General features: G+C 70.5%; 11 protein-coding genes. 2 read left to right on the top strand and 9 right to left on the bottom strand.

Going from position 1 to position 12196, the window contains the following annotated elements:
* The 8 genes from KM933_RS37560 to KM933_RS37525 form a co-directional block, all read right to left on the bottom strand.
* On the bottom strand, window positions 1–973 hold a 973-nt coding region (locus KM933_RS37560; protein WP_260334785.1), incomplete at its 3' end, for an alanine--tRNA ligase-related protein.
* Window positions 973–1359 (bottom strand): DUF6167 family protein, encoded by a 387-nt coding sequence (locus tag KM933_RS37555; protein ID WP_221361659.1) that lies wholly within the window; start codon window positions 1357–1359, stop codon window positions 973–975. The genes KM933_RS37560 and KM933_RS37555, both read right to left, overlap by 1 nt.
* 7 nt (window positions 1360–1366) lie before the next feature.
* Window positions 1367–1801 carry a DUF948 domain-containing protein gene (locus KM933_RS37550; RefSeq protein WP_221361657.1) on the bottom strand — a complete coding sequence of 145 codons (435 nt, stop codon included), beginning with the start codon at window positions 1799–1801 and terminating at the stop codon, window positions 1367–1369.
* A 220-nt stretch (window positions 1802–2021) separates the two neighbouring features.
* Window positions 2022–2636: a 30S ribosomal protein S4 gene (rpsD, locus tag KM933_RS37545; RefSeq protein WP_055526293.1), complete on the bottom strand. Its 615-nt coding sequence runs from the start codon at window positions 2634–2636 to the stop codon at window positions 2022–2024.
* A gap of 299 nt (window positions 2637–2935) precedes the next feature.
* Window positions 2936–4291, bottom strand: coding sequence for a replication-associated recombination protein A (locus tag KM933_RS37540; protein WP_221361656.1), 1356 nt, complete (start codon window positions 4289–4291; stop codon window positions 2936–2938).
* A 55-nt stretch (window positions 4292–4346) separates the two neighbouring features.
* Entirely contained in the window at window positions 4347–4985 is a 639-nt protein-coding gene (locus tag KM933_RS37535; protein WP_260334783.1) for a vitamin K epoxide reductase family protein, read from the bottom strand.
* Window positions 4986–5217: 232 nt separating this feature from the next.
* The gene (gene hisS, locus KM933_RS37530) at window positions 5218–6480 is read right to left on the bottom strand and encodes a histidine--tRNA ligase (protein WP_221361652.1); all 1263 of its coding nucleotides are present in this window, start codon (window positions 6478–6480) and stop codon (window positions 5218–5220) included.
* Window positions 6481–6493: 13 nt separating this feature from the next.
* The gene (locus KM933_RS37525; protein ID WP_221361650.1) at window positions 6494–7210 is read right to left on the bottom strand and encodes an MBL fold metallo-hydrolase; all 717 of its coding nucleotides are present in this window, start codon (window positions 7208–7210) and stop codon (window positions 6494–6496) included.
* A 201-nt stretch (window positions 7211–7411) separates the two neighbouring features.
* On the opposite strand from KM933_RS37525, the gene KM933_RS37520 reads away from it, so the two are divergent.
* Window positions 7412–8257, top strand: coding sequence for a peptidylprolyl isomerase (locus tag KM933_RS37520; protein ID WP_221361648.1), 846 nt, complete (start codon window positions 7412–7414; stop codon window positions 8255–8257).
* 135 nt (window positions 8258–8392) lie between these two features.
* Window positions 8393–9622 (top strand): DUF349 domain-containing protein, encoded by a 1230-nt coding sequence (locus tag KM933_RS37515; RefSeq protein WP_221361645.1) that lies wholly within the window; start codon window positions 8393–8395, stop codon window positions 9620–9622.
* 151 nt (window positions 9623–9773) lie between these two features.
* Here KM933_RS37515 and KM933_RS37510 read toward each other — a convergent pair.
* The coding region (locus KM933_RS37510; RefSeq protein WP_260334781.1) for a RelA/SpoT family protein at window positions 9774–12196 on the bottom strand (2423 nt) is incomplete at its 5' end.

Genomic DNA, 12196 nt, shown 5'->3' with positions numbered 1-12196 from the left:
CGGTGGCGCCGAGGAGACGCATGTTGCGGATGGCACGGCGCATGATGCGGCGCAGCACGTAGCCGCGGCCCTCGTTGCCCGGGGTGACGCCGTCGCCGATGAGCATCACGGAGGTGCGCATGTGGTCGGTGACCACGCGCAGGGAGACGTCGGAGTCCTGGCCCGCGCCGTACTCGACACCGGTCAGCTCGGTGGCCTTCTTGATCACGGCCATCGAGGTGTCGATCTCGTACAGGTTCTGCACGTCCTGGAGGATCATGGCGAGGCGTTCCAGGCCGAGACCCGTGTCGATGTTCCTGCTCGGCAGGTCGCCGAGGATCTCGAAGTCCTCCTTCGAGGTGCCCTCGCCGCGCTCGTACTGCATGAAGACGAGGTTCCAGATCTCCACGTACCGCTCGTCGTTGACGGCGGGGCCGCCCTCGGCGCCGAACTCGGGCCCGCGGTCGTAGTTGATCTCGGAACACGGGCCGCAGGGGCCCGGGACGCCCATGGACCAGTAGTTGTCCTTCTTGCCCAGACGCTGGATGCGCTCCTTGGGGACGCCGACGACCTCGTGCCAGATGCGCTCGGCCTCGTCGTCCTCCAGGTACACGGTGATCCAGAGCTTCTCCGGCTCCAGGCCGTAACCGCCCTTGTCCTGAGGGCTGGTGAGCAGCTCCCAGGCGTACTTGATGGCGCCTTCCTTGAAGTAGTCGCCGAAGGAGAAGTTGCCGCACATCTGGAAGAACGTGCCGTGCCGGGTGGTCTTGCCGACCTCTTCGATGTCCGGCGTGCGGACGCACTTCTGGACGCTGGTGGCGCGGTCGAAGGGCGGCTTGACCTCGCCGAGGAAGTAGGGCTTGAAGGGCACCATGCCGGCCGGGACCAGGAGGAGGGTCGGATCGTCCGCGATGAGCGACGCCGAAGGCACGACGGTGTGCCCGCGCTCCTCGAAGAAGCTCAACCAGCGGCGGCGAATCTCGGCCGACTCCATCAGTGGTCCTCATTCCGGTTGTGCGAGTACGCCGACCCCTCGACGTACTTCGGGTTCTCGCTGTACCGCGGGTTCTCGCTGTACCGCGGCTTCTTGCGGTGGTCCGGGTCGTCGCCCTGCCCGATGGCCGCGGCGCGGCGGGCGGGCGGCAGTTCGGCACCGGCGTTCAGTCCGAGCGCCTCGCCGAGCTCCGCCTCGCGCTGGGCCATTCCGTCACGGACGTCGAGGGCGAAGTCCTTGATGCGGTGGCCCGCTTCGAGTGCCTTGTTCGCGGCCTGCGCCGCGAGGCTCTCGGGCGTCAGCTGCTTGATCTTGCGGTTGACCTTGGTGGTGGCCCACACACCGGCGGCTGCGCCCGCGGTGAACCAGAACGTACGACGGAACATCGCTGCGTCAGTCCTTCTTCCGCTTTCCCCGTCGCGCCGACGGGAGGGTGCGGCCCACGACCACGGTGCGTCGCGCGGGCCCGGCGGGCACGTCCTCGCGGCGGCCGCCCATGGCCCGGCGCACGCCGTAGCCGAACGCCGCCACCTTCACGAGCGGGCCGCCGAAGGTGGACGCGACGGTCGTGGAGAGCGCCGAGGCGTTCGACGTGACCTCCTGGACGTCCGACGCGATGGCGTCGACCCGCTCGATCTGGGTCTGCGCGGAGCGCACGGCCGCGGAGGCGTCCGCGAGGAGCGGGACCGTCTGCTCGGTCACGTCCTCGACGAGTTTGGTGGTCGCCCTGAGCGTCTGGGCCAGCCTCGCGAGTGCCACCGCGAGGAAGGAGACCAGGATCGCCCAGAAGACGGCCACCAGAATCCCGGCCACCTCTCCACCGGACACCGCGCACCCGCTCCCTGAAGTCGTGCCTCACCGTCGAAAAGCCGTCCTCCGACCCTATCGCGCCACGGCCGCCGCTCCGTACCGGATTACCGCCCGCCGGGAGCGGAGTCGCGCGAACGGGCCGCCGGACGTGCGACGGCCCGCCGCCCCGCCCGCCCCGGAGGGCGGTGGGGCGACGGGCCGGAGCGGGCGCGGAGCCGGTACCGAGGACTGCGTCCGGTCAGCGGGCGTAGTACTCGACGACGAGCTGCTCGTCGCAGATCACCGGGATCTCCTTGCGGTTCGGCTCGCGGTCCAGGCGGAACGCCAGGGCGCCGAGGTTCACCTGGAGGTAGCGCGGGGTCTCGCCGTCGGGGGCGAAGCCACCGGCACGGGCGACCTCGAACAGCGTCTTGCTGCGGCTGCGCTCGCGGACCATCACGACGTCGTCGGGGCGGACGCGGAAGGACGGCTTGTCGACCTTCTGGCCGTTGACCTCGATGTGGCCGTGCACGACCATCTGGCGGGCCTGGTAGATCGTGCGGGCGATGCCCGAACGCAGGACCAGCGCGTCGAGACGGCGCTCCAGCTCGATGACCAGGGCCTCACCGGTCTTGCCCTGGGTCTTGGCGGCACGCTCGTAGGCGCGGACGAGCTGGCGCTCGGACACGTCGTACTGCGCGCGCAGACGCTGCTTCTCCAGCAGACGGACCTTGTAGTCCGAGTTCTGCTTGCGGCCGCGGCCGTGCTCGCCCGGCGGGTAGGGGCGGGCCTCGAAGTACTTGACGGCCTTCGGGGTCAGCGCGATGCCGAGGGCACGCGACTTCTTGACCTTGGGGCGGGACTGGTTCGCCACTTTTTTCCTTCTTCTCTTCGGCTGCCTCAGGGTTACGGGAGGTCGCATCCGCAACCGGGGATTCCCGTCAGGTCCGCGGGGGACATGCCGGGCAGCCGCTCCCCTGGCTGGGCACATACGTGCAGCACACGAACGGCCCACCGACCGGTCCCGGAACTCCGGGTGGTGGTGGGCTGCCCGCGACACCTACAACCGGTGCGCGACGCTCCTGGATCGAAGGATCCGGCTGGATGTCCCGCCTGAGGCGCCGACCGGGGCCGGACACGGGACGCAGCACTGCGAGGGAGTCTACAGGGTTCTCAGGACCGTCCTCGACCCAGGTGCTTCCTGGTCCACTCGACCGCGTCCGCGTAGCGGGCCTCGGCGCCGTGCCGGGTCGGTGTGTAGTACTCGCGGTCCTTGAGCTCCTCGGGCGCGTACTGCTGGGCGGCGATGCCCTCGGGCAGGTCGTGCGGGTACACGTACCCCTGCGCGTGGCCGAGCTTGGCCGCGCCCTTGTAGTGCCCGTCGCGCAGGTGCGTGGGCACGGGGCCGGCGTGGCCCTTGCGCACGTCCTCCATGGCGGCGCCGATCGCCGTCGTCGCGGCGTTCGACTTCGGGGCCAGGGCGAGCGCGATGGTGGCGTGGCTGAGGGTGAGCGCCGCCTCGGGGAAGCCGATCATGGCGACGGCCTGGGCGGCCGCGACGGCCGTGGGCAGGGCCGTCGGATCGGCGAGGCCGATGTCCTCGCTGGCCGAGATCATCAGCCGGCGGGCGATGAACCGTGGGTCCTCGCCGGCCTCGATCATCCGGGCCAGGTAGTGCAGGGCCGCGTCGACGTCCGAGCCCCGGATGGACTTGATCAGGGCGCTGGCCACGTCGTAGTGCTGGTCGCCGTCGCGGTCGTACTTCACCGCCGCCCGGTCGACGGTCTCCTCCAGGGTCTGGAGGGTGATCTCCGGCTCGCCCTTGTCGAGCGCCGAACCGGCCGCGGCCTCCAGGGCCGTCAGGGCGCGACGGGCGTCGCCCCCGGCGATCCGCAGGAGGTGCCCCTCGGTTTCCTCGGGGAGGGCGACGGCCCCCTTGAGGCCGCGCTCGTCGCCGAGCGCCCGGCGGAGCAGTCCGCGCAGGTCGTCGTCGGTGAGCGGTTCGAGGGTGAGCAGGAGCGAGCGGGACAGCAGGGGGGAGATCACCGAGAAGTACGGGTTCTCCGTGGTCGCCGCGATCAGCGTCACCCAGCGGTTCTCCACGGCGGGCAGCAGGGAGTCCTGCTGGGCCTTGCTGAAGCGGTGGATCTCGTCGAGGAAGAGGACGGTCTCCTTGCCGAAGCCTCCGGTGGCGCGGCGGGCGCCCTCGATGACCGCGCGCACCTCCTTGACGCCCGCGGTGATCGCGGAGAGCTCCACGAAGCGCTTGTCCGTCGCCTTGGAGACCACGTACGCCAGGGTCGTCTTGCCGGTGCCCGGCGGGCCCCAGAGGATCACCGAGGAGGGTCCGGCCGGACCCCCGCCGCTCTCGCCGACGAGTCTGCGCAGGGGCGAGCCCGGCTTCAGCAGGTGCTGCTGCCCCACGACCTCGTCGAGGGTGCGCGGGCGCATCCGTACGGCCAGGGGGCTGCCGGAGGGGTCCTTCTCCTGGCGTTCTTCGGCTGCGGCGGTGAACAGGTCGGGCTCCACGTCCGAAACCCTATGTCACGCCACCGACAGCGCGGAGCGGGCGGGCTCTCCGGTGTCAGCCGGTCCAGAAGTCCCACCAGCGCGTCAGGACCAGCATGCCGATGATCCCGATGTGCATGACCGGCAGCACCCAGGCGAACTCCGCCAGGAAGCCCTTCAGCCAGCCCGGTGCGGGCAGGTGGCCGTGGCGGACGTTGTGCGCGGTGACGGCCCAGAACATGATGATGGTCGCGGCCCAGGCGAGGCAGCACCACAGGCACAGCGAGTTGATGTTGTACAGCGACTGGTACTGGAGCCAGGTCACGAAGCCGACGCCGAACAGCATGCCCGCGTTCAGGGTCAGCCAGTACCAGCGCGGGAACGAGGCGCGGCCGAGCAGGCTCATGCCGACGCAGATCACCATGCCGTAGGCGACGAGGCCGAGCATCGGGTTGGGGAACCCGAAGACGGATGCCTGGTCGCTCTTCATGATGTTGCCGCAGGAGACGACCGGGTTCAGGCTGCAGCCTGGCGTGAAGTTCGGGTCCTCCAGCAGCTTGAACTTGTCGATGGTGATGACCCAGGAGGCCAGCACGCCGGCCGCGCCGGTGAGCACCAGCAGGAGAGCGAGGGCGCGGCTGCCGCCCACGGCCCGCGGGGCGTGGGCGGTTTCCTGGGCGGTGGAGGTGCCTTCCCTGACTGTCGTCTTGCTCATCACGCCGTTTCCGTAGCTCGAGAGGACCTTCCGGGTACGGTCATTGTGCCGCACAGGCGCCTGTGTCCACCGTTCGATGGGCATAAGGGGCCGCCCCCCTTCGCGTCCGGCGGCCGGAAATCCCCCGGGAGGGGGGTCGGCGGTCGCGGGGTTGACGGTGTCGGCGCCCGGGGCGCGGCCGGCCCGCGACGGCTCCCCCGCAATCGCGCTGCGCCCCGGGGACGGTGACGGGTCAGCTCAGGCGGGACTCCAGTTCCGCCACGATCTCGTTCACTCCCACCGCTGCCTGCTCGCCCGACTCCATGTCCTTCAGCTGGACGACCCCCTCGGCGAGGTCCCGCTCGCCGGCGACCACGGTGTACCGCGCCCCGCTGCGGTTCGCGTTCTTCATCGCCCCCTTCAGCCCCTTCCCCCCGTAGGAGAAGTCCGCCGCGATCCCGTTGCGCCGCAGCTCGTTCACCACGCCGAAGAGCACACGCCGCGCCTCGTCCCCCAGCGGTACCGCGAACACGCTGGTGGCGGCGGGGAGCTGGAGCGACACCCCTTCCGCCTCCAGCGCCAGGACCGTACGGTCGACGCCCAGCGCCCAGCCGACGGACGGCAGCGCGGGGCCGCCGATCATCTCGGACAGGCCGTCGTAGCGTCCGCCGCCGCCGACCGCGGACTGCGCTCCCAGGCCGTCGTGCACGAACTCGAAGGTGGTCCGGGTGTAGTAGTCGAGGCCGCGGACCAGTTTCGCGTCGTCCTCGAAGGGGACGCCCGCCGCCGTGATCAGCTCGCGCACCTCCTCGTGGTACGCCTTGCACGCGTCGCAGAGGTAGTCCCGCAGGAGCGGGGCGCCGACGAGCTGCTTCTGGACGTCGTCCCGCTTGTCGTCGAGGACGCGCAGCGGGTTGATGTCCGCGCGGCGCAGGGTCTCCTCGTCCAGGTCGAGCCCGCGCAGGAAGTCCTGGAGGGCGGCCCGGTAGACGGGACGGCACTCCTTGTCGCCCAGCGAGTTGAGCAGGAGCCGGAAGTCGCGCAGTCCGAGCGAGCGGTACGCCTGGTCGGCCAGGATGATCAGCTCGGCGTCCAGGGCCGGGTCCTCGGCCCCGATCGCCTCGGCGCCGACCTGGGAGAAGTGCCGGTACCGGCCCTTCTGCGGGCGCTCGTAGCGGTAGTAGGAGCCCGAGTACCAGAGCTTGACCGGCAGGTTGCCGAGCTTGTGGAGGTTGGCCTCCAGGGCGGCCCGCAGCACGGAGGCCGTGCCCTCGGGGCGCAGCGCCAGCCGGTCGCCGCCCCTGGTCTCGAAGGCGTACATCTCCTTGGTCACGATGTCGGTGGACTCGCCGACCCCGCGCGCGAAGAGGTCGACGCTCTCGAACCCGGGCGTCTCGATGTATCCGTAACCGGAACCGCGCAGCGGGGCGGCGATCGCCTCGCGCACCGCGAGGTACGTCGCGCTGTCCGGCGGAATCAGGTCGTACGTGCCCTTGGGGGCCTTGAAGGTGCTCAACGGAGTTCTCTCGTCACATTCCTCGTCGGGGGGCGGAGGCCGGGTCCGCTCCCGGGCCGGACGCCGCCACCTGCCGCAGATACGGGTTGGTGGCGCGCTCCCGGCCGATGGTCGTCTGGGGGCCGTGGCCGGACAGCACCACGGTCGAGTCGTCGAGCGGCAGGCACACCCGGGCCAGCGAGCCGAGCATCTCGTCCATGTCGCCGCCGGGCAGGTCGGTGCGTCCGACGGAGCCGGCGAAGAGCAGGTCCCCGGAGAAGAACACGGGCGGGATCTCCGTGTCCCCGGGCATCCGGAACGTCACCGACCCCTTCGTATGGCCCGGTGCGTGCGCGACCGTGAGGTCGAGGCCGGCGAGGGTCAGCGCGGCGCCGTCCGTCAGCTCCTTCACGTCGTCCGGTTCGCCGACCGTGAGCTCGCCCATCAGCGGCATGCCGATCGAGCGGCCGAGCGCCCGCTCGGGGTCGCTCATCATGTAGCGGTCCGCGGGGTGGATCCAGGCGGGTACGTCGTGCGCGCCGCAGACCGGGACCACCGAGGCGACATGGTCGATGTGGCCGTGCGTGAGGATGACCGCGACGGGCTTGAGCCGATGCTTGGCGAGCGCTTCCCCGACTCCCGGGGCGGCCTGGTGGCCGGGGTCGATGATCACGCACTCCTCACCGGCGGCGGGGGCGACCAGATAGCAGTTGGTGCCCCAGGCCCCGGCGGGGAACCCGGCAATGAGCACGTTCGTCCTTCGGTATGCCGTACGGACGGTGTGCCGTACGGGGATATGTCGTACGCGGGAACGGCGTCGCCGCGGTCCAGAGCCTACCGGCGCTGCCGGAACCACAGCGAACCCATATACGGTACGGGGCACACGCAGGCGGTCGGCTCACAAGACGCACGCGTCCCACCTGACGTACGAGACGCATGAGGAGATAACCCGGTGGTCACCCAGGAACAGCGGCGGCGCCAGCTCGCCCGGGAGAAGTTCTTGCGGCAACAGCAGCGGCGTACGTCCGCCCGTCGCAAGGCCCGCGCTCGTAACGCGGTGATCGCGTCGGTCCTCGGCGTGGTCGTCGTGGGCAGCGTGGTGTCGTACGCGACCGGGGTCTTCAAGCAGGACGACGACAAGTCCGACAAGTCCGACGCGGCGGCGGCGACCCCGAGTCCCTCCGCGCCCAGCAAGGCCCCGGACCCCTGCGACAAGGCCGCGGCGGGCAAGGTGAAGTCGCTGAGCTACAAGAAGGAGCCGGCGATGTCCGTCGACAAGTCGGCGGACTACACGATGAAGCTGCAGACGACCTGCGGTGCGATAGACATCGTCATGCCGGCCTCGAAGGCCCCGCACACGGTCAACTCGTTCAACTTCCTGGTGGGCAAGGGCTACCTGGACCACACCAAGTGCCACCGCCTGACGACGAACGGCATCTACGTGCTCCAGTGCGGCGACCCGCAGGGCACCGGCATGGGCGGCCCCGGCTACACCATTCCGGACGAGAACCTCAAGGACAAGCGCCTCAAGGGCAACGTGTACCCGGCGGGCACGGTCGCGATGGCCAACCAGTACAACGCGCAGACGAAGGAGGGCCGCGACTCCGGCGGCAGCCAGTTCTTCCTCGTCTACCAGGACAGTCAGTTGCCCGCCAACTACACACCGTTCGGCACGATTTCCGAATCGGGCATGAAGGTGCTGAAGAAAATCGCGGCCGCCGGCGAGAGCACCGGCCAGGGCGACGGCGCGCCCAACGCGACCGTCGTGATCGACAAGGCGACCGTGACGAAATCCTGACCTCCAGCAGCGGAATTTCGGTCGCGCGGGATGCGGACAGCCGCCCTGCCGGTCGCCTATGTTGGCCGTGACGAAACTGTGGACGATGCCCGGGGGCGGAGCCGCCCCACGCAGGCATCATGTGGAGGAGGCGCTGTGAGCAGCGACCCGTGGGGCCGCGTCGACGAGACGGGGACCGTGTACGTGCGTACGGCCGAGGGCGAGCAGGTCGTCGGTTCCTGGCAGGCCGGGTCCCCCGACGAGGCACTGGCCTACTTCGAGCGCAAGTACGAGGGCCTGGTCGTGGAGATCGGCCTCCTCGAACGACGGGTGAAGACCACCGACCTGTCCTCGAAGGACGCCCAGGTCGCCATCGACCACATCCGCGAGCAGGTGGACGCCCACCACGCGGTCGGGGACCTGGACGCGCTGCGCAAGCGGCTGGACAAGCTCGTCGAGACGGTCGACGCGCGCCGTGAGGAGCGCAGGGCGCAGCGGGCCAAGCAGTCCGACGAGGCCCGGCAGTCCAAGGAGGCGCTGGTCGTCGAGGCGGAGGAGCTGGCCCGGTCCGACCAGTGGCGGGCCGCCGGTGAGCGGCTGCGCGCGCTGGTGGACACCTGGAAGGGCCTGCCGCGGCTCGACCGGAAGTCCGACGACGAGCTGTGGCACCGCTTCTCGCACGCGCGCTCGGCGTTCTCCAAACGCCGCAAGGCGCACTTCGCGTCGCTGGACGCGCAGCGCGAGGACGCCCGCAAGACCAAGGAGAAGCTGGTCGCGGAGGCCGAGTCGCTCTCCGGTTCGACCGACTGGGGTCCGACGGCGGCCCGTTACCGCGAGCTGATGGCGGACTGGAAGGCCGCGGGCCGCGCCCAGCGCGAGCACGAGGACGACCTGTGGAACCGCTTCCGCGGCGCCCAGGACGTGTTCTTCGCGGCGCGCAGCTCGGTCTTCGCCGAGCGGGACGCGGAGCAGACGGAGAACCTGAAGCTCAAGGAGGAGCTGGCCGAGGAGGCCGAGAAGCTCGTCCCGGTGCAGGACCTGAAGGCGGCCAGGGCGGCCTTCCGTTCGATCAACGAGCGCTGGGAGGCCATCGGCCATGTGCCGCGGGACGCCCGCCCGAAGGTCGAGGGCCGGATGCAGGCGGTGGAGCGGGCTCTGCAGGAGTCCGAGGAGACCGAGTGGCGCCGCACGAACCCGGAGGCACGCGCGCGTGCCGAGGGTCTGACCGGTCAGCTGCAGGCCGCCGTGGACAAGCTGGAGGGCCAGATCGAGGCGGCGCGCTCGGCGGGCAACAACGCCAGGGCCGACAAGCTCCAGCGGGAGCTGGACGGTCGCCGGGCGCTGCTGGACCAGGCGCTGAAGGGGTTGCAGGAGTTCGGGGGGTGACGCTCCGCCGCACGCCCGGTTCTCGCCTGCGGGCGGGTGAGGGCCGGGCGCGCAGTTCCCCGCGCCCCTGAGGGGCGGGGCGCGACCCGGGCCGGCAAGGAAACAGGAGGGGCTCCCGTACGGTCCGTACGGGAGCCCCTCCTGTTCGCTGTCAGGCGTCCGAGGGTCTGCGGGCCGATGTCACGCGGTACACGTCGTACACGCCCTCCACGCCCCTGACCGCCTTCAGGACGTGGCCCAGGTGCTTGGGGTCGCCCATCTCGAAGGTGAAGCGGGACGTGGCCACCCGGTCACGGGACGTCTGGACGGCCGCCGACAGGATGTTGACGTGCTGGTCGGACAGGATCCTCGTGACGTCCGACAGGAGCCGTGAGCGGTCCAGGGCCTCGACCTGTATGGCGACCAGGAAGACCGAGGACTGGGTGGGGGCCCACTCGACGTCGAGGATGCGCTCGGGCTCGCGGGACAGCGAGTCGACGTTGACGCAGTCGCTGCGGTGGACCGACACCCCGCTGCCGCGCGTCACGAAGCCGATGATGGGGTCGCCGGGGACGGGCGTGCAGCAGCGGGCCAGTTTGACCCACACGTCGTCGACGCCCTTGACGACGACCCCCGGGTCGGCGTTCGAACGGCGCTTGCGGCCCCGGCCGCGCGCGGTCGGGACGCTCTCGTCGATCTCCTCGGAGGCGGCCTCCTCGCCGCCGAGCGCCTGTACGAGCTTCTGCACGACGCCCTGCGCGGCCACGTGGCCCTCGCCGATCGCCGCGTACAGGGACGAGATGTCGGGGTAGCGCATCTCGTGCGCGAGCGTGACGAGCGAGTCGCCGGTGAGGATGCGCTGGATCGGCAGGTTCTGCTTGCGCATGGCGCGCGCGATGGCGTCCTTGCCCTGCTCGATGGCCTCGTCGCGGCGCTCCTTGGAGAACCAGGCGCGGATCTTGTTGCGGGCGCGGGGCGACTTGACGAAGCCCAGCCAGTCCCGGGACGGTCCGGCGCCGGCCGCCTTGGAGGTGAAGACCTCCACCAGGTCGCCGTTGTCGAGGGTCGACTCCAGCGGTACGAGGCGTCCGTTGACGCGTGCCCCTATGGTGCGGTGGCCCACCTCGGTGTGCACCGCGTAGGAGAAGTCGACGGGGGTGGCGCCGGCCGGCAGCGCTATCACGTCGCCCTTGGGCGTGAAGACGAAGACCTCGTTGCGCGACAGGTCGAAGCGCAGGGACTCCAGGAACTCGCCGGGGTCCTCGGTCTCCTTCTGCCAGTCGAGGAGCTGGCGCAGCCACGCCATGTCGTTGAGGTGGTCGTCCTTGCCGGTGGCGCGGGGCGCGTCGGAGCGCACCTTGGAGGCGCCGGCGACGGCCTCCTGCTTGTACTTCCAGTGGGCGGCGATGCCGTACTCGGCGCGGCGGTGCATGTCGAACGTGCGGATCTGCAGTTCGACCGGTTTGCCGTTGGGCCCGATGACCGTCGTGTGCAGCGACTGGTACATGTTGAACTTGGGCATCGCGATGTAGTCCTTGAACCGGCCGGGGACCGGGTTCCATCGCGCGTGCACGGTGCCGAGGGCGGCGTAGCAGTCGCGGACGGTGTCGACCAGGACGCGGATGCCCACCAGGTCGTAGATCTCCGCGAAGTCCCGGCCGCGGACGATCATCTTCTGGTAGACGGAGTAGTAGTGCTTCGGACGCCCCGTGACGGTCGCCTTGATGCGGGCCGCGCGCAGGTCGGACTGGACCTCGTCGGTCACTATGGCGAGGTACTCGTCGCGCTTGGGGGCGCGCTCGGCGACCAGGCGCACGATCTCGTCGTACATCTTGGGGTAGAGGATCGCGAAGGCGAGGTCCTCCAGCTCCCACTTGATGGTGTTCATGCCCAGGCGGTGGGCGAGCGGCGCGTAGATCTCCAGGGTCTCGCGCGCCTTCTTCTCCTGCTTCTCGCGCTTGAGGTAGCGCATGGTGCGCATGTTGTGCAGGCGGTCGGCGAGCTTGATGACCAGGACGCGCGGGTCCTTCGCCATCGCGACGACCATCTTGCGCACGGTCTCCGCCTGGGCGGCCTCACCGAACTTGACCTTGTCGAGCTTGGTGACGCCGTCGACGAGGAGGGCGACCTGGTCGCCGAAGTCCTTGCGGAGGGTGTCGAGGCCGTACTCGGTGTCCTCGACCGTGTCGTGCAGGAGTCCCGCCATCAGCGTGGCCGGGTCCATGCCCAGCTCGGCGAGGATGGTCGTGACGGCGAGCGGGTGCGTGATGTACGGGTCGCCGCTCTTGCGCTTCTGGCCGCGGTGCCAGCGCTCGGCGACCTGGTAGGCGCGCTCGACCTGGCGGAGTGTGGACGTCTCGATCTTCGGGTCGTTGCTGCGCACTATCCGCAGCAGCGGCTCCAGGACCGGGTTGTACGGGTTGGACCGCTGGACGCCGAGACGCGCGAGCCGGGCGCGTACGCGGTTGGAGGAACCCCCGGAGCGCGCGGGCTGACCGGCCGCGGGACGGGCGGCGGGCGGCGTGGCCGGGCGCTCGCCCGCCGTCTGCCGGGTGGAGCCCTGGCGCTCGGGGGCGGCGGGCTCGGGGCGCGGCT

This window comes from Streptomyces beigongshangae (genome assembly GCF_019710745.1).
Lineage (GTDB): Bacteria > Actinomycetota > Actinomycetes > Streptomycetales > Streptomycetaceae > Streptomyces > Streptomyces beigongshangae.
This window is presented reverse-complemented; position numbering and strand designations above follow the sequence as displayed.